Origin of the sequence: Streptomyces sp. CA-106110, assembly GCF_050936285.1 — a bacterium.
Classification (GTDB): domain Bacteria; phylum Actinomycetota; class Actinomycetes; order Streptomycetales; family Streptomycetaceae; genus Streptomyces.
In genome coordinates, this window is the sequence record NZ_JBNJNB010000001.1 from 11,418,880 (window position 1) to 11,442,865 (window position 23,986).

The window sequence follows — 23,986 nt, forward strand, 5'->3', positions numbered from 1 at the left end:
CGGCTGCGTACGCCGGGACGGTTTCCGGTTCCGGTCGTGCGGGTTCAGGTCCGGCCGCGCGAAGGGCGAGCGGAGTACGCGCTTCAGGCCACCCGCATCCACGCCTCGGGATCGGCCGGCCCGTCGCGCCGCTCCCAGCCTTGCGTGCCCTGCGCCCACCAGGTGGGCACGAACAGATGCCGCGGTGGCGTGGCGAGTGGCTCGTGCCAGCGTGACTCGGGCCGGACCACAGCGGTGGCCAGGTGCCGCGCGTGGGCCTCCCACTCGATGGCATCCACCATCTCAGTAGGCGGGGCTGCAGGCAGGCGTTTCGGCCCGGGGAGCAGTCCGAGCCGTCCTTGTCCGGGTTGCAGGCCGTCTCCGTCCGGTCTGCATGCGAGACGTCACCCGGCGAGGGCATACACGAGTCCTCATCGGGCGTGCAGCCGGCCCGGGCGCGGCGCCTGGGGATTGCCGAGACCGGCGCGGCCCACGTGTCGCCTTCGAGGGCCTGGGCGAGCGGCGTGCGCCTGACGTTCCCGGCCGGGTGCAGGAAGCGGGAGAGGGCGCACGGCCGTACCTTTCCGTCGGATCCGATCGCCGTGCGGCCGGAGCCGAAGGACTTCGGTGTGGCTCTGCGTCACGTGCGCCCTGCCGTGCTCGTGTCCATGGTCTGCCGACGGGACAGCGGGCCGACAAGTTGGCCCGGAGACGGCACGGGCAGGCTGCCACCGGCCGCTGCTACCGCCAACGCAGGTCAGCACACGAACTGCTGTTGGGGTGCCAGGATGGACTGCGGGCAGGCACGTTGAGGACAACGGTTCGATTTCGTACGCGCAAGGGGCTGACACCAAGGTCCTGACGCGCGGTAGCGTGCGCGCTCTGCCCGATCGTCGGACCGTCCGGGGACTGCTATGCCTGATCTTTCCATGCCTCCGGACGACCGGCCGGCGTCGCCCGTGACCTCCCGTGTGACGGCCGGGTCGGGAGCGAAACTGCAGCGGCGTCTGGTGCTGGGATCCGTGCTGCCATCGGGCGTTGTCGCCGTGGCCGGCGCGGCGGCCACCGTGCTGGTCCGCGATGGCCACCTGGACGGCGTGAGCCAGGGCGCGGTGTCCGGCGGTGCGATGCTCATCGGCATCATGGCGGCCGGGATCGCGGGGATACGTGCTTCGGCGCAGGCGCGAGCCGTCACCGCGCACTGGGCCGAGCTGACTCGTGCGGCCGACCGGAGCAGTGCCGAGCTGGCCGAGTTGACCCGCACCACGGCCGAAGGCAGGGCCGAACTGGAGTCCCTGTGCCGCCGGTTGCGGGCCGGAGAGCATCCTGTGCTGCGCCGGCCGGAACTGCCGCCGCCAAGTGGCCCGGACGAGCTCTCCCGCCTTCGGTTCGAGATCTCCGCCACCCGGCTTGAGACGGAGGCGGCCCTGCAGGAGTTCGCCGCCCGTGCAGTCGGTGGGGATGACGGCTCCCGGCTGGAGCAGTTCGAGGTGTTCGCCAACCTGGCGCGCCGGCTGGAGTCCCTGGTGCACCGCGAGATCGGTCTGCTGGACAGCCTGGAGAACGAGGTCGAGGACCCGGACCTGCTCAAGGGACTGTTCCGGGTGGACCACCTGTCCACCCGGATCCGCCGTTATGCCGAGAACCTGGCCGTGCTCGGCGGCGCGAACGCCCACCGCCAGTGGACTCGCCCCGTCGGACTGACCGACGTGCTGCGTTCCGCCGTCGCCGAGATCGACCAGTACGCCCGGGTCAAGCTGGTCCCGCCCATCGAGGGAACGGTCAGCGGCCATGCCGTGGTCGACGTCGTCCATTTGCTGGCCGAGCTGCTGGAGAACGCGACGGTCTTCTCAGCGCCGCAGACCACCGTGCATGTGCGGGTGGAGCCCGTCGCCGCGGGAGTGGCCATCGAGGTCGAGGACCGGGGCCTGGGCATGTCCTCGGACGAGCGCAGCCAGCTGAACACCGTCCTTGGCGCACCCGGCGAGGTCGCTTTGGGCGAGCTGCTGCTGGACGGCAGGATCGGCCTGTATGTGGTGTCCGTCCTGGCCCAGCGGCACGACATCGCTGTGCAGTTGCAGAGCAATGTCTACGGCGGCACGCAGGCCGTCATGGTGCTGCCCAGGGTACTGCTCGGCCCGCAGCCGGCTGCTCCCACGCCCGCGCATCACATCAGCCCGGCCTCTGAGCCGCAGGAAGCGGAGCCCGAGGCGGCGGACCCCCGGGCGAGCGTGCCGAGTGTCGTTGCGGATCCGCACATGTCCGATTCCGGATCTCGGTTTGTCCCGGCGGCCGTTGGCGGCGAGAGCGACCGTCCGCGGCTGCCTCAGCGGCGGCGCGGGGACCCTGCCGCCGAACGGCCGCACCCGGTCCGGGCCGCCGGTGCCGACGAGGACCTCGCCCATGACCCCGGCCTGATGGCCGCGTTCCAGACCGGGCTGCGCAGGGCCGAGGAAGCGCAGAGGCCCTGACAGCCGAGGCTGCCCTGAACGCCCGGGGCCGCGTTTCAGCAAGCCGTTTCCTTCTGCCGAAGTGGAGAACACCATCGTGGTGAGCGAAGACCTTTCCTGGCTGTTGACGGGTCTGGTGAACCGGGTGCCGCACACCCGAAGCGCCTTGTTGCTGTCCGCGGACGGGCTGGTGAAGGCAGCGGAGGGCCTCGAACAGGACGCCGCGGACCAGTTGGCCGCGCTCGCCAGCGGGTTGTACTCATTGGCACGCAGCGCGGGTCGGCACTTCGACGACGGCGGTGACGTGCGGCAGATAGTGACCGAGCTCAGCACCTCGCTGCTGTTCGTCTCGGCCGCCGGCCACGGCGCCGTCCTGGCCGTGCTGGCCGGACGCGACGCGGACGCGGCGGTACTGGGCTACGAGATGGGGATGCTGGTGAAGAGCGTACGACCGCACCTGGCCACGCCGCCCCGGCACCCGGTGGGGTAACCGATGACGCCCGTCCTCCCGGACGGACCACTGGTTGACGAAGCGGCCGGGCGGCTGGTCCGTCCTTACACCGTGAGTGACGGCCGGACCAGGGCCACGTCCCACTTCACGCTGGTGACCATGGTGCGGGCCACCGGAGTTCAGACGCACGGCGCCTTCGGCCTGGAGCATGCGCAGGTCCTGGCACTGTGCGAGCGGCCAGTGAGCGTCGCCGAGGTCGCGGCCCGGATGCAGGTACCCGCTGCCGTGGTCAAGGTGCTGCTGTCCGATCTGGCCGAGGGAGGCGCGGTGGTCGCAGGTGACGCGCCCTCGGCGCCCTCGGGCTCCCACACACGACCCGACCGAGACCTCCTGGAAGCGGTACGCGATGGCCTCCTCAAACGACTGTGACCCGCTGCCCGCCGACGCCCTGCCGGTGGGTATCAAGGTGCTGATCGCCGGTGGGTTCGGCGTGGGGAAGACCACCTTCGTCAACGCGCTCAGCGAGATCGAGCCGCTGAGCACCGAGGAGATGCTGACCGCCGTCAGCGCGGCCACGGACCGGCTGGACGGAGTGGAGAACAAGGCCACCACCACGGTGGCCATGGACTTCGGCCGGATCACGCTCAGCCCGTCCCACATCCTGTACTTGTTCGGCACGCCCGGACAGGAGCGCTTCTGGTTCCTGTGGGACGACCTCTGCGAGGGAGCGCTCGGGGCGGTGGTACTCGCCGACACCCGCAGGCTGGAACACTCCTTCCCGGCGGTGGACTTCTTCGAGCAGCGCGGCATCGCCTTCGTCGTCGCCGTCAACGAGTTCGACGGGGCCCACCGATACCGCGCGCAGGAGGTGCGGACCGCGCTCGACCTCAGGCAGGAGGTGCCGGTGGTGCTGTGCGACGCCCGCGTGCAGAACTCAGGCACCCGCGTATTGCTCGAACTGATTCAGCATCTGATCACGACAAGGAGTTCCCATGGCAGCGACACCGACCGACCCCTTCTCCGGGCCTGAGTCCGGGATCGCCCTGCGCCATCTGCTCCTACCCCCGGAGGACCCTCAGGGACGTGCCCGGTCGGAGCGGCTGCGCGAACTGGGCATCGTTGCCCGCCCGGATGCGGAACTCGACGCATTCGCCAGGGAACTCGCGCACCGCACCGGCGGCTGCTACGCCGGTGTCAACTTCTTCCTCGACGCCGACCGCCAGTACTTCGCGGGGCTGTACAGCGCCGCGCAGGACACCACGGTCCATGTGGGACCGCCGTTGCTGGAGGACCCGGTGCCCGGCCGCGTCATGCCCCGCGACATCGACATGGGCATCTGCCCGCACGTGGTCAAGCGCCGCCGGGCGCTGGTGCTGGAGGACATTCGGGACTTCCCGCGGTTCGCCGGCAACCCGGTGGTCGACGCGATCGGCGTCCACTCCTACCTGGGCGCACCACTGATAGACAGCACCGGCGTGGTGCTCGGCACCATCTGCGTCGTCGACCAGGACCCGCAGCCGTGGGGCCGTAAGGGCCTGGAAACCATCAAGGCCATGGCTGCCGAACTGGTCGATAGGCTTGAGAACGCGGCCCGCCGTGGCCGCTGACCGGTCCGCCGGACACAGACGCGGCCCGCCCCGGACCATCCGCGCAGCGGCCGCCCAGCACCCGGCCACGGCTCCTGCCGGCTGCCTTTGGCCGGCCTCGGGTGGCCCGGCGCGGTCCCGAAGGCGGGGCCCGGTAACAGCCGAGCACGGCCGTGAACTGACGTTCCGTTCGCCGGTGCGGTTGCGATGGCAGCCGGCCGGATGGGTCGGATCGGTGTGCGGGCGCTTGGGCAGCGCGCAGTAGATCGGTCTGTGCGGCTTGCCGGTGACGCCGACCAGCTGTCGCGTCGAAGCCGGTCGAACCGACCGCCCAGGCGTCGTCGGGGACGAGGGTGACGATGTCGTTCAGTCGGTCCCGGTCCTTGCCGGCCGGAACGCGGCCCGTCCAGGGTGATCGTTCTGACGACCTACGAGAGCGACCGGGACATCCTGCGGGCGGTGGAGGCCGGGGCGGCGGGCTACCTGCTCAAGGACCTGCCGCGGACCGAACTGGCCGACGCCGTACGGGCCGCGGCCCGGGGCGAGACGGTGCTGGCCTCCTCGGTCGCGGCCCGTCTGGTCGACCAGCTCAGGGCCTGACTGCTACGGCTTCGCTGTCGGAGCGCGAGAGCGCGGTCCTGCGCCTGGTGGCTGATGGCTGCACCAACGCCGAGATCGGCCGGCGTCTGTTCATCGGGGAGTCCACGGTCAAGACCCATCTGCTGCGGATCTTCGCAAAACTCGGTGTCGACGACAGGACGGCGGCCGTCACCAGCGCCATGCGCCACGGCCTCCTCGACCCATGACGCAGGGGGCCCCGGGCCGCACCCGGGGCCCTGCACATCCGATCAGCCGAGCTTCGACTCCGGCTCTGCCACGGTCTCGTTCACGCCGACCGCCCTCTGCTCACCGCACTCCACGTCCTTCAGCCGGACCCTGCGCGAGCTCCCGCTCGCCGCCACGATCGTGCAGCGGGCGCCGCCGCGGTTCGCGTCCGCGCGCCCGTCTGGGTGCGCGACCGGAAAGCTCCCCAACCGCCCGAACCTGGGCCTTCCGTGGGTCTTGCGGCTCATTGCTGCACGGCTCTTTTTCGCCGTCTCGACCCGGTGTAATACTGAGCACCCCGTTCAGTAATAGAGGTCGCATGATGGAACGACAGGAAGCCGGACTGATCTCCCTCCCTGTTCGGCGGGCCGCCGATGATGACCCCGAGCTGGGATTCTCCGCTGTGGACGAGGCGGTCGCCGCTGTTGCGGCGGGTCGTCTGGTCGTGGTGGTCGACTCGCCCGACCGTGAGAACGAAGGCGATCTGGTGATGGCGGCCGATTGCGTGACGCCGGAGGCCGTCAATTTCATGGCCGTTCACGGGCGCGGGCTGATCTGTGTGTCGCTCACTCAGGAGCGGCTGTGTGAGCTGCGGATCCCCGCGATGGTGCAGGATGTCTCCGATCCGCTGCGTACCGCTTTTCACGTCAGCGTGGATCACCGGACGCGGACCTCGACGGGCATCTCTGCGCGCGATCGCGCGGCGACGATCATGGCTCTTGTCGATCCGTGTGCGCGTCCGGACGATTTCACCCGGCCCGGGCATATGTTTCCGCTGGGCAGCCAGCCCGGTGGAGTGCTCACCCGGGCCGGGCACACCGAGGCGTCGGTCGATTTGGCGACGCTGGCTGGCCGTACCCCGGCGGGAGTGATCTGTGAGATCGCGACCCCGGACGGCGAGATGGCGCGGCTGCCGTTTTTGATGCGGTTCGCCGCCGAGCACGGACTGCCGATCGTTTCGATCGGTGACCTGATCGCGTATCGCAAGAAGCAGCAGCAACTCCTCACGCGGACGGGGGAGGCGGTCCTGCCGCTGGAGGCGGGCACCTTCCGTGCGCTCGCCTACCGCAATGAGCTCAAGGCGGTTGAGCATCTTGCGCTGCTGTACGGGGACTTGTCGCGCCGGACTGCGCCCTTGGTCCGGGTGCACTCCGAGTGCATGACCGGGGACCTGTTCGGGTCGCGCCGCTGCGACTGCGGGCCGCAGCTGGATCTCGCCCTGCGCCGTATCGTCAACGAGGGCGCGGGCGCGCTGATCTACCTGCGCGGCCACGAGGGCCGTGGCATCGGCCTGGGCCAGAAGCTGCGTGCCTATGCGCTGCAGGACCGCGGGCTGGACACGGTCGAGGCCAACCGCGCGCTCGGGCTGCCCGTCGACGCCCGTGATTACGCCGATGCCGCGCAGATCCTCGACGACATCGGCGTCACCCGCCTGCGGTTGCTGACCAACAACCCGGGCAAGCAACTGGGCCTGGCGGAACTGGGTGTCGCGGTGACCGAACGGGTGCCGATACAGGTGCCGGCCACCCGCGACAACCTGCGCTACCTCAAGACCAAGCGCGCCAGGCTCGGGCACCTGCTCGACGAGATCGACTCCCCGGCAGGCGTCTTGTGAACGCCGTGCCGGGGCGTGTCCCGCCAGCTGGCGGGACACGCCCCGCCCGCCTGAGCGGAGGTTTCCGGTGTCGTTGAGGCGTGCTCGGGTGCGAGGTGCCGGCCGTGCACCGGGCGGGCTGTCCAGGTGCTGCCGGGGGGAGCGGACGCCTCACGTGCCCGTCCGCCCGCAGCGCGAGCGCGGCCGTCGTCCGGGTCAGGCGGCCAGGAATTCCTCGATCGAGCCGAGCACGGGAACCGGGAACTCGTTGAGCATGCCGTGGCTGCCGCGGGGCAGCACGACCAGGCGCGACCCGGGGATCCGCTCGGCGATCTCCACCGCCTGACGGGGCGGGGTGAGGATGTCCTCGGCACCGACCAGGACGAGCGTGGGCGTACTGATCGTGTGCAGCTGCGCACGGCGGTCGAAGGTGCGGATCGCCTGTGCCTGGGCGGCGAATCCCGCGTCGCTCGTCGGTTCCGGATCCTCCCCCGCCAGTTTCAGCGCGGCGTACGCGGCGGAGTGGTCGACCAGCGTGTAGGGCGTGAATCCCCACGGGATGCCGGCCGCGGCCAGGGTGATGGCGTCCGCGCCGGCCGCGCGCAGCGCAAGCAGTCCGTCGAGCCATGCGTGCTGGACGTCGGTGTAGGACGGAAGCGTGCTCAGGAGCACGGCCCTGCTGACCGAATCCGGGTGGTCGATCAGCAGTGACTGGAGGATCACCCCACCCATGGACCAGCCCACGGCCGGCACTGGACTGACTCCGAGGTGCCGGATCAGCGCCGCGGTGTCGTCGGACATCTGCTCGATGGTGTAGGGCCCTTCGGGCACGTCGCTCTGGCCGGTGCCCCGGTTGTCGAAGGTGATGCAGGTGTAGCGCTCACGCAGCTCGGGCAGCACTGCGGCCCAGGCATTGCGGTTCGCGCCGAGCCCCGAGATGAGCAGCAGTTCGGGGCCGCTTCCGGTGGTCTCATAGTGCAGCTTGACTCCTGCCGAATCGAACTCTGCCATGCCGACTCCTTGATCGGTCCGCGCCATGGTGCGGGACGGAAACTAATGATTGGTCATGCAGGCCAGTCGCCTCTTCCGGCTGTGCTCCACCTGCACACTTCCTCAAACTGCGCGGAGATGACGGTGCACGACTGTTGACGTCCTTCTTTGCGTCTAGCCACACTAACTTCCGTTAGTTCGTCTGACCAGAGGAGATCGAGATGGGTAACCTTGTGAGACGAGGCAAACGGGTGCTCCTCGGTCCCGTAGCCGGTCTGATGGCCCTCGGAGTTCTGGCCGGTTGTACGGCCGCGGCGGACACGGGCGGGGGCGGATCGGACTCCGATGCCGGCGCCGCCGTGAAGGCGGCCGACGCTCAGCTGGCGGTCGCACGGAAGGGACGGATGACGCAACCGCCGTCCGCGCCGAATCCCGCTGTGAAGGGAAAGAACGTCTGGATCATCCAATCCACCGCGGCAGCGCCCTCGGTGAGCATCCCCGCGCTGGCCGCGCAGGAGGCCGGCAAGGCACTCGGGTGGAAGACGACCCTTTACGACGCCAAGGGTGATCCGGGCAACTACACCAAGGGTGTCAGTGACGCGATCGCCAACGGCGCCAACGGGATCGTGCTCGTCGCCATCGACTGCACGTACGTGAAGAACCAGCTCCAGCAGGCCAAGTCCCGGGGCATAGCGGTCAGCGAGGTGTACGCCTTCGACTGTGCGGACACCAACCCCGGATCGCCCCGCCTGTTCAGCGCGGACCTCAGCTTCGGCAAGCGGTGGAAGAGCCTGCTGGACGCCTGGCAGCAGTGGGGGTCCGACACCGCCGCCTGGATCATCTCGGCCACCAAGGGCCGGGCTCGCCCGCTGGTGCTGCACAACGAGCAGATCGCCGTCCTGATCAGCTATCAGAAAGGCTTCGAGGAACGGATGGCGCAGTGCAAGACGTGCAAGACAGTGAACATCCCCTGGGACGCGACCACATCGGGCACGCCGGCCGCGCTGGCGGCGCTGATCAAGAATGCGTCCCTGCAGCATCCCGAGATCAACTCGTCGATGTTCGGATCGACGGTGACCTCCGGCTACAACCAGGCCATTCTGTCGCTCGGCGCGAAGGCCAAGCAGATCCAGGTGATCGCGGGTCTCGGACTGCCCGACGAGTTCAATCTGATCAAGGCTGGGCGGGGGCTGAACGCCACGACCGCCTGGCCGCAGCAGTGGATCGGGTACGCCGCCATGGACTCGATCAACAGCGTCCTGGCCGGACGGCCCCGGCGGGACGAGGGGATCGGCTGGCAGATCATCGACAACACCAATCCCGACCAGATGCCGACGGGTGACACCATCTGGCAGGGCAACGACGACTTCCGGTCCGTCTACCGCGCGTCCTGGGGCGTGTCATGAGTGCGGCGACACCCGTCGACGAGCCCCCGATCGCGCTCGCGGTGGCCGAGGTCTCCAAGAACTTCGGTGCGACGCAGGCCCTGCGTTCGGTGCGACTCGAACTGCGCGCCGGCGAGGTGCACGCCCTGATCGGGGGCAACGGCTGTGGCAAGTCGACGCTCATCAAGTGCCTCGCGGGCGTGCACCAGGCCGATGCGGGCACGCTGACGGTCAACGGCACCGAGTATGACCTGGCCGCTCAGAGCCCGGACCGCGCCCGGGACGCCGGTCTCCGCTTCGTGCACCAGGACCCGGGCATTTTCCCGGCGTTGTCGCTGACCGAGAACCTCTCGCTCGGCCGGCGCTTCGAGGGCAGCTCACGGCGCATCAATTGGCGAGCGGCGCACAAGCGGGCCCGTGAGGTGCTGCGCCGGTTCGGTATCGACCACGATCCGCGTACGCCGGCGTCCGCGCTGTCGGTACCGCAGCGGGCCATGCTCGCCATCGCCCGGGCGTTGCAGGACCAGGAATCCGAGCACGGTGGCATTCTCGTCCTGGACGAGCCGACAGCCGCGCTGCCGGCACCCGAAGTCCAGGCGCTGCTCGGCTGGATCCGCAGGCTGGCCCAGGAGGGACACGCCATTCTCATCGTGACCCACCGTCTCGACGAGGTGCGCGAAGTCGCCGACCGGGTCACCGCGTTCCGGGACGGGCGCTATGTCAACACGATCGACGGCGCGGGCCTGACCGAGGCGATGCTCGTCGAGCTGATCCTGGGCCGCAAGCTCGACCAGGCGGTCAGCGTCGCCTCGCCGACGTCGTCGTCCGCCGATCATGTGGTCGAGGTGCGCGACCTCAGTGGAGGACCGCTGGCGGAGGTCAGTTTCGATGTGGCGGCGGGTGAGGTCCTCGGCATCGCGGGCCTGCTCGGTTCCGGTCGTACGGAGTTGCTCCAGCTGATCTACGGCTTGTTGCCCAGGCGGGCCGGCACGGTGACCTATCTCGGGGAATCCACCCATGTGCTCAATCCCAGCAAGGCGTGCCGCAAAGGCATGGCGTTCGTTCCCGAGGACCGTGCCGCCGAGGCGATCTTCCCCGCAGGCACCGTCCTGGAGAATCTCGTCCAGGGACACGAGCACCGGTATTTCAAGCGGCTGTGGCTGCGGGACCGCGTGGAACGCGCCGACGCGCTGCGGGACATTCAGCGGTTCAACATCCGGACGTCGGGCCCCACGGCCTATATCGAGAGCCTGTCGGGCGGAAATCAACAGAAGGTGATCCTCGCCCGGTGGCTTCGGCGACGGCCCCGGCTGCTCCTGCTGGACGAACCCACCCAGGGCGTCGACGTGGGAGCACGCGACGAGATCTACAAGCTCATCGCGCTGGCGGCCGACCAGGGCTGCGCCATCGTCGTGGTCAGTTCGGAATTCGAGGAACTGGCACAGATCTGCGGGCGGGTGCTCGTGCTGTCCCACGGACGGATCGTCACCGAGATGCGGCAGCCCATGAACGCACACGAGATTCTCGAAGCGTCGATCGGACCGAGGGAGATCACGGTATGAAGAGGTTCGGGGACAGCCTCCAACTGCTCGAAAAGTACGGACTCGCGATCCTGCTGGTCGTCGTCATCGCATTCTTCACGCTCGACCCGGCGACTCCGCAATTCGCGTCGATCGCCAATATCAAGTCGGTGCTGAGCAATGAGACCCTGACCGGCATCATCGCGTTGGCGAGCATATTCCCGTTGGTGGGCGGGCAGTTCGATCTTTCACTCGGCCCCGCCATGGGCCTGTGTTCGCTGATCTGCGCCGGCGTGATGTCGAAGATGGGCCTGCCGCTGTGGATGGCCGTCATCGCCGCCATCCTGACCGGCATGCTGGTGGGCGCGGTGAACGGGCTGGCCGTTACCAAGATCAAGGTGTCCTCGATCGTGACCACGCTGGGCATGACAAGCATCATCGCGGCGTTGGTCACCTGGTACACCGGCGGAAATTCCATCATCGACGGGGTGTCGCCGGCGTTGACCGACCTCGGCACGGGCGAATGGCTCGGGATTCCCTGTCCGCTGTACTTCCTCGCGGTGGTCGCGATCATCTCCTGGTACCTGCTCCAGCACACGCCATGGGGACGCTCCCTCCAGGGCGTCGGTGCCAACCCCCGCGCGGCCGAGATCGTCGGGCTCCCGGTCAACCGCCTGACCCTGCAGAGCTTCGTCCTCGGCGGCGCCCTCGCCGGCATCGGCGGAGTGCTCCTGCTGGCGGTGTCCGGCTCGGGCAACCCGTCCGTCGGACCCGGCTATCTGCTCCCGGCACTCGCGGCGGCGCTGCTCGGCGCCACGACGATCAACCCGGGCCGGTTCAACGTGCCGGGAACGCTCGTCGCCGTCTACTTCCTGGCCGCCACGGTCAGCGGACTGACCTTCCTCGGCGCGAAGCCGTGGGTGTCGAGCATGTTCAACGGCGTCGCTCTCATCGTCGCCGTGGGCATCTCCGTCTGGTCCGGACTCGGCCGCCAGAACATGGGCAAGGCCGAGGGCGGCGAGGGCGACGTCGATCCCGCCGCGGCCACCGGCAGCGGCCCCAACAAGGGGGCGGTGACCACGTCGGTCAGCTGACCGCGCTCGCGCCCCGACGCACAGCACGGATCCCTCCCTCGACGCAGAAGAGGACTGACATGGGTGCTTTGGAAGGCAAGGTGGCCGTCATCACCGGCGGCGCCAGCGGAATCGGGCGGGCGTGCGCCGTGCGCTTCGCCGAGGAGGGGGCCGACATCGTCATCGGCGACCTCGCCGACGGCACGGCCAGTGCCAAGCTGGTCGAGCAGGCCGGGCGACGGGCCGTGTCCGTGCGGACCGACACGACCAGCGAGGCGGACTGCGACGCCCTTGTTCGGCGTGCCGTCGAGGAGTTCGGGCACGTCGACGTCGGCGTGGCCGCGGCCGGCATCGCCACCGTCGCCGGGCCGAGCAACCTCCAGACACGCCAGACCGAGACCGATGCCGGCTTCGTGGTCGGCTTGTCGACGGACGACTTCCGCCGCGTGGTCGAAGTGAATCTGATCGGGGTGATGATGACCGACCGTGCGCTGGCTCGGCAGATGCTCGCGCAGGGGACGGGTGGCTCGATCATCAACATCGCCTCCTCCGCCGCCAGGATCCCGCTGGCCGGCGCGGCGCCGTACTGCACGTCCAAGGCCGGGGTCTGGATGCTGACGAAGGTGATGGGTCTCGAACTGGCCCAGCGCGGCATCCGGGTCAACGCGGTGGGGCCCGGCTACACCGCGACGCCGATGATCGAGGGCCTCGAGGACAATACCGCGGCGTACGCCTCCGCGATGAGCATCACTCCGATGAACCGGCTGGGCAGGCCGTCCGAGATCGCCGAGGCCTGCCTGTTCCTGGCCGGTGAGTCCGCGTCGTTCTTCACCGGCGAGATCCTGCACCCCGCCGGCGGTCAGTTCACCGGGTGACCGCCGGCCGGCCGTACGTGCGAGCGCATGCGTGGTTCTCACCGCGCATGCGCTCGCACGTTTCCCCCGTTTGAACAGCGCGTCTGCTAAGCTGCAGGGAGGCTAATGAGCGTTAGTTAGTAACACGTCCGTCGAGCCAGGAGGTCCCGTGTCCATCGAACTGGCCCCCGATCCCGAGGTCGCCGACCTCGCCGAGCGCACGGCGGCATTCGTGCGCGACGCCGTCATTCCGGCCGAGGAGGAACACGCCGGCGTCACTGCGAGGGCGGGCGACGCCGTACGTGCCCGGTTGCAGCAAGCCGCCAAGGACGCCGGGGTGTTCGCTCCGCACGTCTCCTTGGAATACGGCGGACTCGGGCTCGACATGCGGGCGCGCGCCGTGGTCTTCGAGGAGGCCGGCTACTCGCTGTTCGGCCCGCTGGCGCTGAACTGCGCCGCCCCGGACGAGGGCAACATGCATCTGCTGGAGCATGTCGCGACGCGGGAGCAGAAGGAGCGGTACCTGCGCCCGCTGGCAGCCGGCGCAGTCCGCTCCTGCTTCGCGATGACCGAGCCGGCACCGGGCGCGGGCTCGGACCCGGCGGCCCTGTCGACGCGGGCGAAACGCGTACCGGGTGGCTGGCGGATCGATGGACGCAAGTGGTTCATCACCGGCGCCGACGGAGCGGCGTACGCGATCTGCATGGCCCGTACCTCCGGCGACCCGGGCGACCGCGGCGGCGCGACGATGTTCCTGGTCGACGCCTCCGACTCCCGGATGAAGGTGATCCGCCACATCGAGACGCTCGACGAGAGCCTCTTCGGCGGCCACTGCGAGGTCGTGTTCGACGGGTGCGTCGTCCCCGACGACGCTGTGCTCGGTGAGGTCGACAAGGGCTTCGCGTATGCCCAAGTGCGCCTCGGGCCGGCCCGTATGACCCACTGCATGCGGTGGCTGGGCATCGCGCGCCGTGCCCAGGACATCGCCGTGGCCCGGGCCGCCGACCGCCGGCTGTTCGGCTCTCCGTTGGCCGCACTGGGCATGGTTCAGCAGATGATCGCCGACAACGAGATCGACATCGCCGCCTCCCGTGGGCTGATCCGGCAGGCCTGCTGGGAACTCGACCAGGGCCGTTCGGCCGCCCAGGCCACCGCCGTGGCCAAGACGTTCACCGCCGAAGTGGTCTGGCGGGTCGTGGACCGCTCGGTGCAGATGTGCGGGGCGCCGGGTGTCTCCGGCGATGTGCTGCTGTCCCGCTTCCTGCGCGAGGTCCGCCCCTTCCGCATCTACGACGGGCCGTCCGAGACCCACCGCTGGGCGATCGCCAGGCGCGTCGTCAGCCGCCACCTCAACGGCCCCTCCCGGTCCGGCGCATGAGCGCGCACGGAGCAGGTCCGGAGGGGCTGGACGTCGCCGCCCTGCACAGATTCTTCGAGAGCACGGTGGAAGGCACCGCCGGGCCGCTGCACGCCGAACTGCTGCACGGCGGACGGTCCAACCTCACCTACCGCGTGACCGACGGCACGTCCACCTGGGTGGTCCGCAGGCCACCGCTCGGCGGCCTCACCCCCTCCGCCCACGACATCGGACGCGAGTTCCGCGTTGCCGCGGCTCTGTGGGACAGCGGTGTCCCCGTGGCCCGGACGGTGGCGCTGTGCGAGGACGCGTCGGTGATCGGCACGCCGTTCTCGGTCGTGGAGTACGTGTCCGGCCGGGTCATCCGCACCCAGGCCGAACTCGAGTGCCTGTCCGCGGCGGAGACGCTGCGCTGCGGTCACGCGCTGATCGACGTGCTCGCCAGGCTGCACGCGGTATCCCACCGGGCCGTCGGTCTAGGTGACTTCGGGCGCCCGGAGGGCTATCTGTCCCGGCAGGTGAACAGGTGGTGCGACCAGTGGGGGCGGGTCAGCACCAGACCGCTGGCCGACGTCGAGGCGCTGCATGCCCGGCTGGCCGCCGTGGTGCCGGCCGACAGCGGCGCCTCGATCGTGCACGGTGATTACCGCATCGACAACGCCATCCTGGACCCCGCCGAGCCGTCCGAGGTCCGCGCGCTGGTGGACTGGGAGATGGCCACGGTCGGCGATCCGCTCGCCGACCTCGCCCTGCACCTGGTCTACCGGGATCCGGCCTTCGATCCCGTGCTCGGCGGCTCGGCCGCCTCCACCAGCCACCGGCTGCCGCACCCCCGGGACCTCGCCGAGCACTACGCCCGCCTCACCGGACGCGACCTCACCCGGCTGGGGTTCTACCTCGGCCTGGGCTACTTCAAGATCGCCGTGATCGCCGAGGGCATTCACGCCCGGCACCGCAAGGGCCTCACCCTCGGCGACGGCTTCGAGACCGTCGGCCAGGCGGTTCCGCTGCTGGCGGCCGCCGGACTGCGCGCGCTCAAGGGAAAGGAACCCGCACTGTGAGCCCCATCCCCGTCGGCCGTCCGGCAGCGCTCGTCACCGGCGCCTCGCGCGGCATAGGCCTGGGCATCGCCCGCCGGCTCGCGGACGCCGGATACGATCTGACGGTGTCCGCGAGGGACGCCGCACGCCTGGAGAAGTCGGCGGACGCGCTGGCCGACGCGGGCGGCCGCGTCCACCCGGTACCCGCCGACATGGCCGTCGCGGACGACGTAAGACGCCTCGCCGCGGACCACGCAGAGCACCACGGCAGGCTCGACGTGCTCGTGATAGGTGCGGGCGTGGGAAGTGCCGGCTCGCTCGAACAGACCGCGGCGAAACGCTACGACCTGCAGTTCGCCGTCAATGTGCGCGCGCCCTTCGTGCTGCTCCAGCACAGCCTGCCGCTGCTGCGCAGGACCGCCGCGGCGCATCCCGAGCGGGGCGCGAAGGTCATCGCGCTGTCCTCGATCACCGGCATCGCCGCCGAACCGGACCTTGCCGTGTACGGCGCCGCCAAGGCCGCGCTCATCTCCCTGTGCCGGTCCGTGAACAGCGAGGCCTCGGCCCAGGGCGTCTGCGCGACCGCGATCTGTCCGGGATACGTCGACACCGACATGTCCGCGCATGTGCGGGACCGGATCGATCCCGCGCGGATGATCCGGGTCGAGGACGTCGTCGACCTGGCGCTGTCCGTCACCCGGCTCTCGGCCTGCGCCGTGGTCCCGGAGATCGTGGTCACCCGCCCCGGCGAACAGCTCTGGCGGGCCTGAGCGGGCCGGCGATCCGGCCGGCCGACGGCCAGGCCGCCCCCTCCCACGACGCCCGGGCACTTCCGCTCACGCCGGCTCCGGCTCCACGAGGGCCAGGACGTTGGCGACCAGCATGCGGCGGAACTCCTCGCTCACGTGCCCGTGCGGCACCCGCAGGATGGCCTCGGCGAAGATGCCGCCGACCATCATGCGGGCGACCACTCCGGCGTCGACGTCCGGCCGGGCGTCGCCGCGCTCCTGAGCCTCGCGGATGACCCTCTCGGGGATGGCGTGGGCGGGCGCGATGATGTTCTCCCGTGCCCAGTCCCACATTTCCGGATCGGTCAGACTGGTCACCGACAACTGGTAGTAAGCGCTGAGCGCCCCATCGGCCGCGAAGGACGCGGCGAAGATGTCGGCGAGCGTGGCAAGGTCCTCGGCGAGCACCCCGGCCAGCTCTGGGGCGGTGGGATTGTGGCCGGCCAGTAGCGCGGCCTTGATCAGGTCCTCGCGCTTGGCCCAGCGCAGGTACATGGTGTTCCGGGCGACCCCGGCACGCCGGGCCACCGCATGGAAGTTGAAGCTGGCGATGCCGTTCTCGGCCACCTCGCGCCGGGCTTCCTCGAGGATGATGTCGTCGATCGCGCGGTCACGCGGCCTTCCCGGGCCACGGGACCCCGCGGCGGCGTTCGTGGAAGGGCGACCCATGGACGGCATGCTACTACCCATGCGATCACCTCTCGTCGGTACGTCTGAACGGTCGTTCGCCAAGGGACTGCCTGGTGTACTAACATAAGTGTGTGTCGTCACAATCTGCTGCTAACGCTCGCAAGTCGCCTCGGCCGGCGCCAGCCGGGCGTGCCGGCGACATCATGGACGCCGCGCTGACGCTGTTCGCCGAACGCGGATACCTCGGGACCAGCATGCGCGACATTGCCTCGCAGCTGGGTATGCGGGCGCCCAGCTTGTACAACCACCTGGAGTCCAAGCAAGAGCTGCTCCAGGACATCATGCTGCGCACGATGGAGAACCTGGTCGCCGACCACCAGGTGGCGGTTGCCACCACCAACGACGTGGCCGAGCAGCTGCGCCGGGCCATGGAGGCACACGTCCGCTACCACGCGCGCCATCCGCGCGAGGTGCGCATCGGCAACGCCGAGATCTGGAACCTGGAGCAGCCCGCCCAGGACCAGGTCCGCAAGCTGCGCCGCGACTACGCGCGCTCGTGGCAGGACGTCATCAAACGCGGCGTGGACGAGGGCCGGTTCCAGACGCCGTCGCCGCAGCTGGCCAGTTACGCGATGCTGGAGATGGGCATCGGTATCTCGCTCTGGTACCACGAGGGCGGCAGGCTCTCCGAATCCCAACTGGCCTATTACTACGGCGACATGGCGCTGCGCCTGGTGTCCGCCGAATCCGCCTGACGCCGAATCCGCCTGCACGAAGGGCGACGCGGCCGGACCCGTACAGCCGGTCCGGCCGCGTCGCGGTGACGGCCATCCCCCGGGGGACCCCCTGCCCCGTCAGCCGCCGCTGGTGGTGGTCATGCCGCCGCCGTCGATGCGCAGCGTCTCACCTGTCATGAACGCCGACTCGTCCGACGCCAGATACACCACGAGGTTCGCGATGTCCTCGGGCTCCCCGACCCGCGGCGTCGCAATGGACGGCAGTGTCTGCTGCGGCAGGTCCGGCACCGCGTCCAGCAGTTGCCTGGTGCGGATGACACCCGGCGCGATGGCGTTGCACCGCACTCCGTCCTTGCCGTGCTGCGCCGCGATGTAGCGGGTCAGGCCCACCACGGCGGCCTTGGTCGTGCCGTACGCGGTCAGTGCCTTCCCGCCGCTCAGGCCGCCGACCGAGGCCATGTTGACGATGGCCCCACCGCCGCCGGCCACCATGTGCGGCAGGGCGAACTTGCAGGCCAGGAAGATGCTGCGGACGTTCGTGGCGAACGCGCGGTCCCACATCTCCACGCTCGTGCTCAGCACCGATCCGTCGGTGAACCATGCGTCAGGACCGACGAGGGCGGCGTTGTTGTGCAGGATGTCGATGCGACCGTGGCGCTTCATCGTGAAGTCGACCAGCTCGGCGATGGTCTCCTGCTTCGTCGCGTCGAACTGGAACGGTGTGGCAGCCTCGCCGATCTTCTCGGCGGTCTGCTTGGCACCGTCGAGGTTGAGGTCCGCGATGACGACATGCGCCCCTTCCCTGGCCAGCGCCTGCGCGGTGGCGCGGCCGATGCCCGCCGCGCTGCCGGTGACGATGGCGACCTTGCCCGATACCCGACCCATGCGATCCTCCTTGTCCGGTGAGCTCACGCGCTCAGGAACTTCTCTACGGTGGCGACGAATTCGTCTTCCTGCTCGATGAAGGGGTAGTGGCCGGCGTCGTCGATGACCGCGAGCTCGCACTGCGGGATGAGCCGCACGAACTCCTTGGCGTAGGCCGGCGGCACCAGCCCGTCGGAGGCGCCGTTCACGACGAGGGACCGCGCCCGCACGTACGGCAGCCGGCGCCGCAGGCCCCGGTCGGCGATCGGCCACATGAACTTGGTGGCGGTGGCGAGATTCTGGGCCTGGAAGAAGATCTCGCCGTGCGGGTCCTTGGGGTCGGGGACGAAGATGGTCGGTTCGGGGTTCGGGATGGCTGCCGGGTCGTGCCACTTCGCGGTCTTGACCTCGTCGGCGGCCCCGAACGGGTCCTGAGCCGGCTGGTCGTCCAGCCACAGTCCGAACGCGTCGACGAGCACCAGTTCGCCCACGATCTCCGGGCTGACCGCGGCGAGTTCGGCGGCGACCATGCCGCCGGTCGAGTGGCCGACGACGTCGATGCGTTCGTACCCCAGCGAACGCACCAGTTCCCGGTAGAACAGGACGAGGTCGAAGATGTCCTGAACGTGCTCGAACCCGGTCGAGGTGCCGTAGCCGGGCTGCTCCGGTGCGTAGACGGCGTGGTTCCGCGCGAGCCGCTGCAGGAAGGGCGCGCCGCCGGGGTGGCGCTCGTAGCCGTGCAGGAACAGCACGGGACTGCCGCTGCCGGCCGTCCACAGATTGACGTCGAACGTTCCGACGTTGGCGATGTCGAGCGTGCGCATCTGTCCTCCTCAGTTCGCGGGAACGGTGATCTTGGGCGCGTGGGCCGCGACGCGCTGCCGGCTGACCTCGGGGGTCCAGTGGTCCTCGTGGTCCGAGAACAGATCGCGCAGATGGGGGGCGACCTGGCGGCCGAACAGCTCGTTGTTCTTGGCCGCGGTCTCCTCGGGCAGGTTGCCCATGTGCATGCAGGTGATGAGCTGGCCGACGTGCAGTTCGGTCGCGAGTGTCTCGATGCGCTGCCGCACCCGTTCCGGGGTGCCGGCGACGATGAACCCGAGTTCGTCGGCCTCCCAGAAGCTCAGCTCGCCGTTGGCCGCCCGCTGCCGTACCTCGGGGCCGATACCGCGCTGGCGGCGCAGGCCTTCACGCTGTGACGCGATGGTCATGTAGCCCGGCGGCGTGGCGTAGTGCAGCGGTGCCTTCTGGCGGGTGAAGAAGTAGTTGACGGCCTCGGCGTACTCGCGCTCGGCCTCCTTGTCGGTGTCGGCGACGCAGATGAGCTGGGTGAAGGCCATGCGGAACGGGTTGATGTCGAAGCCGCGTTCCTGTACGCGGTCCCAGAAGCCGTGGACGATGGGGCGCGCGTTGTCGAGGCCGAAGAACGACAGGTAGCCGTAGCAGTAGTCCTCGTCGAGCACCAGGTCCCAGGTCTCCAGGCTGCCCGAACCGGGCACCCAGATCGGCGGCCGCCCCTGGACGGGCCGCGGCAGGACGTTGACGTAACGCAGCTTGTTGTACTTGCCGTTGAACGCGAACGGCTTATCCGCGGTCCAGGCCCGGGTGATCAGGTCGCGTGCCTCGTGGAAGCGCTCGCGCAGCTCGGCGGGGGAGATGCCGTAGGCGAAGGCCGTGTCCATCGGCGTGCCGAAGACGAATCCGGCGATCACCCGCCCGTCGGAGAGGCAGTCGAGATACGCCATCTCCTCGGCCACGCGGTTGGGCGGGTTGTACAGCGCCAGCGAGTCACCGATGATCAGGATCGCGGCGTTCTCGGTGGTGCCCGCCAGGCTGGCGGCCAGCAGGTTCGGTGACGGCGTCATCGCGAACGTCGTCTGGTGGTGTTCGTTGACGGCCAGGCCGTCCCAGCCGAGCGTGTCGGCCTGTTGCATCAGCCGGATGAACATCTTGTAGTGCTCGCCGACCTTGCGCGAGTCCACCAGGTCCATGGGCAGGTCGACGGCCGACGAGGGATTCTTCTGCGGCAGCCGCTCGGGCAGGTCGTTGTAGGTGGCTTCGGCGAACCAATGGAACTTCATGAGGGCTCCGGTTCAGCTGTGAGGTGGTGGTGCGGGTCAGAAGTCCGGGCCGAGCCCGCCGATGGGGGGCATGCCGGAGTGCGCCCAGAGCCCGCCGTCCGCCACCAGATGGGAGCCGGTGACGAACCCGGCTTCGTCGGAGGCGAGGAACAGCACGGCCGCGGCGATCTCCTCGGGCTTGCCGTAGCGGCCCATGGGGATCGCCTCGCGGATGTCCTCCCAGATCTCGGGCGCCTGCTCGTGCAGCTGCCCGATGGGCGGCGTGGCGATGGGTCCGGGGCACACCGCGTTGCAGCGGATGCCCTTGCGCGCGTACTCGATGCCGGTGATCCGGGACAGGTTCACCACGCCTGCCTTGAGCACGTTGTAGGCGCCTATGCCGAAGTCGGCGGCGACGCCGGACACCGAGGCGGTGTTGATGATGGACCCCTTGCCCTGGGCGAGCATGGGCTTGAGAGCGAGCTTGATCGCGTACCAGTAGGCGATGAGGCTGACGTCCAGTGACTTGCGGAAGCCGTCCAGACTGAGGTCGCCGATCCGGCCCGACTCGAACCACACATGGTTGTTGTGCAGGATGTCGAGGCGCCCGAACGTGTCGGTGGTGAAGGTGACGACCCGTTCGAGGTCCTCCGGGTTCGATGCGTCGGCGTGCTGGAACGCGACCGTTCCGCCGGCGCGTTCGATGCCGTCGGCCACCTCCTTGCCGGAATCGGCGTCGATGTCGAGGATGACCACCTTGGCGCCTTCGCGGGCGAACGTCTCGGCCGTCGCCCGGCCGATGCCCGAGCCGGCGCCGGTGATCAGCGCAACCTTGTTCTGCAGCCGCATGGCCGCTCCCTTCCGTAATCCGATGTGGTGGGTGGTTGTCGAAGGTCAGGCCGGAACCGGACCGCTGCCGGCCTGCGCCGCGCTGTCCAGAGGTGGGGCGATCCCGGCGGTGCCGCCGCCGTCGACGGTGATGACCTGGCCGTTGACGTAGGCGGCGTCCTCGCTGGCGAGGAAGGCCACCACGTTGCCGATGTCGGTGCCCTGTCCGGCGCGTGTGTACGGCAGTTGAGCCACCGCTGCCTCGGTGACACCGGGCACGTTCTCCAGCACCTGCTCGGTGAGCACGGCGCCGGGCGCGATGCAGTTGGTCCGGACGTTGTGCCGGCCGTACTGCGCCGCCAGGTACTTGGTCATCGCGGCGACCCCGGCCTTCGAGATGCCGTAGGCGACGAGCGTCGGACCGCCGCTGAACGCCGCGATCGACGCCATGTTGACGATCGCGCCGCCACCGCCCGCGATCATGTGCGGCAGCGCCCGCTTCGCCGCGATGTAGCCGCTGCGCAGGTTGACCCGCAACGTCAGGTCGAACCAGTCCAGTTCGGTGTCGAGCACGGTGGTGTCGCGGGTCCACGCCTGCGCTGTGATCGCCGCGTTGTTGTGCAGCACGTCCAGTCGGCCGTGCCGGGCGATCACCTCGTCGACGAGATGCTCGACGGACGCCGTGTCGGCCGCGTCGTAGGTGACGGCGGAGGCGGCCTCACCGATGCGCTTCGCCGTCTGCGCCACCAGTTCGCCGCGGATGTCGCCGAGTACGACCTTGGCGCCGTGACTCGCGAGCACCTCGGCGGTGGCGGCACCGATGCCTGCCGCGGCTCCGGTGACCAGTGCGACCTTGCCGGACAACTTTCCCATCGCGGAACCTCGCTTCAGGCCGTTCTTCTCTTCGGGGCTTTCGTGTACGGTGAAAACTAACGACTAGTAGTTCGTATGCGCAATAGTTTGGTCGAGCGGCCGCATCCCGCCTCCCGCGGATCGAGCCGCACCGTCCCTTCGAGGAGATCTCCGTGATCAAGCTGACCGTTCTCTACGAACAGCCCGCCGACCCCGAGGCGTTCGACAAGCACTACTTCCAGACGCACACTCCGCTGGTGCGGGCGCTGCCCGGACTTGACCGCTTCGAGGTGGCGTTCACGCTGCCGGACGCCGACGGCACACCCGCCCTGTACCACCTGATCGCCGAGCTCTACTTCCCCGACGCGCAGACCATGCAGGCCGCGATGGCCTCCCCGCAGGGAGCCGAACTGGCAGCCGACACACCCAACTTCACCAGTACGAAGTCCGTTTCGATGCTGAGCGAGATCAGCTGAATGGAACTGCGTCAGTCAGCCGCGCGGGCCGCGCCCGAGCTGTTCGCGCCCGAGGACTTCACCGCTTTGAAGGTCGTGGTCGACGGCGATCGCGACGAGGCACTGCGGCGGCTCGGCCGGGCGGGCGTCACGGGCGACGGTGAGCACGTGTGGATCCCCGCCGAGCTGCTGCGGACGCTGGCGGGCCGTGCCGTGAACCCGGACTGGGAGGCCTCGCTGTCCGGGATGATCGCCTACGCGCTGAGCCGCGGCTGGTACGACGAGCGGCGCGGGGCGGTCAGGGCACATCTCGATTACCTGTGAGGAAGACCCGTACGAGCCGTCCTACAAACTAACGTTCATATGTGCCAGCCGCGGTGACCGGGCCGGCCGCAGCGGCACCCAACGCATCGAAGGGGACAGAGATGAAGTTCCACTGGTTCGCGCAGCAGTTCCACACCCACCTGCCGGAGGACTACGGCGACACGGTGCGCAGCGCCTGGGTCACCCCACCCGCGTCCTACGCCGATCCGAGCCAGGTCGGCGAGGAGTACCACATGTACATCCGCCTGATGCAGCAGGCCGACAAGCTGGGCTGGGACTCACTGCTCCTCAACGAGCACCACCAGACCTCGCTGGCGATGACGCCGTCCCCCAACCTGATCGCCGCCGTACTGGCCGCCACCACGGAGAACTCCGCGATCGCGCTGTGCGGCAACTCCCTCGCGCTGTACAACCCGTCGGTCCGGGTCGCCGAGGAGATCGCCATGCTCGACTGCCTGTCCGGCGGCCGGGTCATCGCCGGCATCGTGTTCGGCACCCCGATGGACAGCGCGTTCTCCTACGGCGTCCCGCCGATCGAGCTGCGCGAGCGCTTCCACGAGGCGCGCGAGCTCATCCACCGCGCATGGAAGGCCAAGGAACCCTTCGCCTTCAACGGCAAGTACAACCAACTGCGTTACGTCAATCCGTGGCCGCGTCCCGTCCAGAGCGAGCTGCCCATATGGATCCCCGGCAGCGGCAGCGTCGAGACCTGGTCGGTCGTCAACGAACTCGACTACTGCTACGGCTACCTGTCCTTCTCCGGCAAGCAGAGCGCGACCCCGATCGTCAACGGCTTCTGGGACTACACCGAGTCCACCGGCGGCAACATGAACCCCAACCGGATGGCCTTCACCCAGGTCATCTGCTGCGCCGACACCGACAAGGAGGCCGAGGAGCAGTACTACGACGCCGTCCGCTACTTCTACCGGCAAAACCCCGTGGCACCGGAGTTCGGCAACCCGCCCGGCTACACCACCCAGGAGTCCCTGCGCGCCATGCTGACCAGGGAGCGGACCATCTCCGCCGAGGAACGCGAGAAGGCGAACAAGGGCGAGCTGAGCTTCTGGGACTACGACCGGCTGGGCTACATCATCGCCGGCACGCCGGAGCGGGTCGAGCAGCGGGTACGCGAACTCGTCACCGACCTGCGCATCGGCCAGCTCATCACCTGCATGCACGTCGGCAACCTGCCCGAGGAGGTGGCCGCGAAGAACAACTACCTCTTCGGCACGCGAGTCGCCCCGAAGCTGCGCAACATCTGGGCGGAGTACGAGGACCTGTGGACGCCGAAGGTAAGCCAGGAGCGGGTGGCGGCGCTGCAGCTCACCGACCAGCCGGCCTGAG

At 69.2% G+C, this 23,986-nt stretch carries 26 protein-coding genes and 2 pseudogenes; 18 read left to right on the forward strand and 10 right to left on the reverse strand.

Annotated elements, in window-relative coordinates:
* Nucleotides 1–83: 83 nt before the first annotated feature.
* Nucleotides 84–281 (reverse strand): hypothetical protein, encoded by a 198-nt coding sequence (locus ACQEXA_RS52720; protein ID WP_432922067.1) that lies wholly within the window; start codon nucleotides 279–281, stop codon nucleotides 84–86.
* Between the two features lie 242 nt (nucleotides 282–523).
* A pseudogene (locus ACQEXA_RS52725) lies at nucleotides 524–577 on the reverse strand (hypothetical protein); the annotation flags it as partial.
* Between the two features lie 331 nt (nucleotides 578–908).
* Between ACQEXA_RS52725 and ACQEXA_RS52730 the strand changes: the two are divergent.
* From ACQEXA_RS52730 to ACQEXA_RS52755, 6 genes and pseudogenes are all read left to right on the forward strand, one after another.
* Nucleotides 909–2,450 (forward strand): sensor histidine kinase, encoded by a 1,542-nt coding sequence (locus ACQEXA_RS52730; protein ID WP_433133641.1) that lies wholly within the window; start codon nucleotides 909–911, stop codon nucleotides 2,448–2,450.
* Between the two features lie 76 nt (nucleotides 2,451–2,526).
* Entirely contained in the window at nucleotides 2,527–2,919 is a 393-nt protein-coding gene (locus tag ACQEXA_RS52735) for a roadblock/LC7 domain-containing protein (RefSeq protein WP_359407142.1), read from the forward strand.
* 3 nt (nucleotides 2,920–2,922) lie between these two features.
* A complete protein-coding gene (locus tag ACQEXA_RS52740; protein WP_432922061.1) occupies nucleotides 2,923–3,309 on the forward strand; it encodes a DUF742 domain-containing protein in 387 nt (128 codons plus the stop codon).
* Nucleotides 3,287–3,910, forward strand: coding sequence for a GTP-binding protein (locus ACQEXA_RS52745; RefSeq protein WP_432922058.1), 624 nt, complete (start codon nucleotides 3,287–3,289; stop codon nucleotides 3,908–3,910). Before ACQEXA_RS52740 ends, ACQEXA_RS52745 begins: the two co-directional genes overlap by 23 nt.
* On the forward strand, nucleotides 3,873–4,487 hold the full coding sequence (locus ACQEXA_RS52750; protein ID WP_432922055.1) for a GAF domain-containing protein: 615 nt from the start codon (nucleotides 3,873–3,875) through the stop codon (nucleotides 4,485–4,487). The genes ACQEXA_RS52745 and ACQEXA_RS52750 overlap by 38 nt, the downstream gene beginning before the upstream one ends.
* Before the next feature lie 381 nt (nucleotides 4,488–4,868).
* Nucleotides 4,869–5,272 (forward strand): annotated as a pseudogene (locus tag ACQEXA_RS52755) (LuxR C-terminal-related transcriptional regulator); the annotation flags it as partial.
* Between the two features lie 42 nt (nucleotides 5,273–5,314).
* On the opposite strand, the gene ACQEXA_RS52760 reads toward ACQEXA_RS52755, so the two are convergent.
* A complete protein-coding gene (locus ACQEXA_RS52760; RefSeq protein WP_433133643.1) occupies nucleotides 5,315–5,539 on the reverse strand; it encodes a hypothetical protein in 225 nt (74 codons plus the stop codon).
* A 95-nt stretch (nucleotides 5,540–5,634) separates the two neighbouring features.
* Here ACQEXA_RS52760 and ACQEXA_RS52765 point away from each other — a divergent pair, with 95 nt between their 5' ends.
* The gene (locus ACQEXA_RS52765; protein ID WP_432938796.1) at nucleotides 5,635–6,906 is read left to right on the forward strand and encodes a bifunctional 3,4-dihydroxy-2-butanone-4-phosphate synthase/GTP cyclohydrolase II; all 1,272 of its coding nucleotides are present in this window, start codon (nucleotides 5,635–5,637) and stop codon (nucleotides 6,904–6,906) included.
* Between the two features lie 195 nt (nucleotides 6,907–7,101).
* Here the strand turns inward: ACQEXA_RS52765 and ACQEXA_RS52770 are convergent, their stop codons facing one another.
* The gene (locus tag ACQEXA_RS52770; protein ID WP_433133645.1) at nucleotides 7,102–7,896 is read right to left on the reverse strand and encodes an alpha/beta fold hydrolase; all 795 of its coding nucleotides are present in this window, start codon (nucleotides 7,894–7,896) and stop codon (nucleotides 7,102–7,104) included.
* A 200-nt stretch (nucleotides 7,897–8,096) separates the two neighbouring features.
* Between ACQEXA_RS52770 and ACQEXA_RS52775 the strand changes: the two genes are divergently transcribed.
* The 7 genes from ACQEXA_RS52775 to ACQEXA_RS52805 all read left to right on the forward strand — a co-directional run bounded on the left by ACQEXA_RS52775 (nucleotide 8,097) and on the right by ACQEXA_RS52805 (nucleotide 15,874).
* Nucleotides 8,097–9,281: a substrate-binding domain-containing protein gene (locus ACQEXA_RS52775; RefSeq protein WP_432922046.1), complete on the forward strand. Its 1,185-nt coding sequence runs from the start codon at nucleotides 8,097–8,099 to the stop codon at nucleotides 9,279–9,281.
* Nucleotides 9,278–10,822 (forward strand): sugar ABC transporter ATP-binding protein, encoded by a 1,545-nt coding sequence (locus ACQEXA_RS52780; protein WP_432922043.1) that lies wholly within the window; start codon nucleotides 9,278–9,280, stop codon nucleotides 10,820–10,822. Before ACQEXA_RS52775 ends, ACQEXA_RS52780 begins: the two co-directional genes overlap by 4 nt.
* Nucleotides 10,819–11,874, forward strand: coding sequence for an ABC transporter permease (locus ACQEXA_RS52785; protein ID WP_359407113.1), 1,056 nt, complete (start codon nucleotides 10,819–10,821; stop codon nucleotides 11,872–11,874). The genes ACQEXA_RS52780 and ACQEXA_RS52785 overlap by 4 nt, the downstream gene beginning before the upstream one ends.
* Before the next feature lie 59 nt (nucleotides 11,875–11,933).
* Entirely contained in the window at nucleotides 11,934–12,728 is a 795-nt protein-coding gene (locus tag ACQEXA_RS52790) for an SDR family NAD(P)-dependent oxidoreductase (protein ID WP_359407110.1), read from the forward strand.
* Between the two features lie 148 nt (nucleotides 12,729–12,876).
* Nucleotides 12,877–14,085, forward strand: a complete 1,209-nt coding sequence (locus tag ACQEXA_RS52795) for an acyl-CoA dehydrogenase family protein (protein ID WP_433133647.1) — start codon at nucleotides 12,877–12,879, stop codon at nucleotides 14,083–14,085.
* Nucleotides 14,082–15,125 (forward strand): phosphotransferase family protein, encoded by a 1,044-nt coding sequence (locus ACQEXA_RS52800; RefSeq protein WP_432922035.1) that lies wholly within the window; start codon nucleotides 14,082–14,084, stop codon nucleotides 15,123–15,125. Before ACQEXA_RS52795 ends, ACQEXA_RS52800 begins: the two co-directional genes overlap by 4 nt.
* A complete protein-coding gene (locus tag ACQEXA_RS52805) occupies nucleotides 15,122–15,874 on the forward strand; it encodes an SDR family NAD(P)-dependent oxidoreductase (RefSeq protein ID WP_432922032.1) in 753 nt (250 codons plus the stop codon). Before ACQEXA_RS52800 ends, ACQEXA_RS52805 begins: the two co-directional genes overlap by 4 nt.
* A 66-nt stretch (nucleotides 15,875–15,940) precedes the next feature.
* Here ACQEXA_RS52805 and ACQEXA_RS52810 read toward each other — a convergent pair whose 3' ends face one another.
* A complete protein-coding gene (locus ACQEXA_RS52810) occupies nucleotides 15,941–16,561 on the reverse strand; it encodes a TetR/AcrR family transcriptional regulator (protein ID WP_432922027.1) in 621 nt (206 codons plus the stop codon).
* A 164-nt stretch (nucleotides 16,562–16,725) separates the two neighbouring features.
* Here ACQEXA_RS52810 and ACQEXA_RS52815 point away from each other — a divergent pair, with 164 nt between their 5' ends.
* Nucleotides 16,726–17,277 (forward strand): TetR/AcrR family transcriptional regulator, encoded by a 552-nt coding sequence (locus ACQEXA_RS52815; protein ID WP_432922022.1) that lies wholly within the window; start codon nucleotides 16,726–16,728, stop codon nucleotides 17,275–17,277.
* 99 nt (nucleotides 17,278–17,376) lie between these two features.
* On the opposite strand, the gene ACQEXA_RS52820 is transcribed toward ACQEXA_RS52815, so the two are convergent.
* From ACQEXA_RS52820 to ACQEXA_RS52840, 5 genes are read right to left on the reverse strand one after another with little or no spacing between them, the layout of a single operon-like run.
* Nucleotides 17,377–18,144 (reverse strand): SDR family NAD(P)-dependent oxidoreductase, encoded by a 768-nt coding sequence (locus ACQEXA_RS52820; RefSeq protein ID WP_432922020.1) that lies wholly within the window; start codon nucleotides 18,142–18,144, stop codon nucleotides 17,377–17,379.
* 23 nt (nucleotides 18,145–18,167) lie between these two features.
* The gene (locus ACQEXA_RS52825; RefSeq protein WP_433133649.1) at nucleotides 18,168–18,947 is read right to left on the reverse strand and encodes an alpha/beta fold hydrolase; all 780 of its coding nucleotides are present in this window, start codon (nucleotides 18,945–18,947) and stop codon (nucleotides 18,168–18,170) included.
* A 9-nt stretch (nucleotides 18,948–18,956) separates the two neighbouring features.
* Nucleotides 18,957–20,204 (reverse strand): LLM class flavin-dependent oxidoreductase, encoded by a 1,248-nt coding sequence (locus tag ACQEXA_RS52830; protein ID WP_432922014.1) that lies wholly within the window; start codon nucleotides 20,202–20,204, stop codon nucleotides 18,957–18,959.
* Nucleotides 20,205–20,240: 36 nt separating this feature from the next.
* Complete coding sequence (locus ACQEXA_RS52835; protein ID WP_432922011.1) at nucleotides 20,241–21,032, reverse strand: SDR family NAD(P)-dependent oxidoreductase; 792 nt, start codon at nucleotides 21,030–21,032, stop codon at nucleotides 20,241–20,243.
* Between the two features lie 45 nt (nucleotides 21,033–21,077).
* Complete coding sequence (locus tag ACQEXA_RS52840) at nucleotides 21,078–21,884, reverse strand: SDR family NAD(P)-dependent oxidoreductase (protein ID WP_432922008.1); 807 nt, start codon at nucleotides 21,882–21,884, stop codon at nucleotides 21,078–21,080.
* A 152-nt stretch (nucleotides 21,885–22,036) separates the two neighbouring features.
* Here ACQEXA_RS52840 and ACQEXA_RS52845 point away from each other — a divergent pair, with 152 nt between their 5' ends.
* From ACQEXA_RS52845 to ACQEXA_RS52855, 3 genes are all read left to right on the forward strand, one after another.
* The gene (locus tag ACQEXA_RS52845; protein WP_432922005.1) at nucleotides 22,037–22,339 is read left to right on the forward strand and encodes an EthD family reductase; all 303 of its coding nucleotides are present in this window, start codon (nucleotides 22,037–22,039) and stop codon (nucleotides 22,337–22,339) included.
* Complete coding sequence (locus ACQEXA_RS52850) at nucleotides 22,340–22,642, forward strand: hypothetical protein (protein WP_432922003.1); 303 nt, start codon at nucleotides 22,340–22,342, stop codon at nucleotides 22,640–22,642. It begins immediately after the preceding gene.
* Nucleotides 22,643–22,743: 101 nt separating this feature from the next.
* The gene (locus ACQEXA_RS52855) at nucleotides 22,744–23,985 is read left to right on the forward strand and encodes an LLM class flavin-dependent oxidoreductase (protein ID WP_432922000.1); all 1,242 of its coding nucleotides are present in this window, start codon (nucleotides 22,744–22,746) and stop codon (nucleotides 23,983–23,985) included.
* Nucleotide 23,986 lies beyond the last annotated feature (1 nt).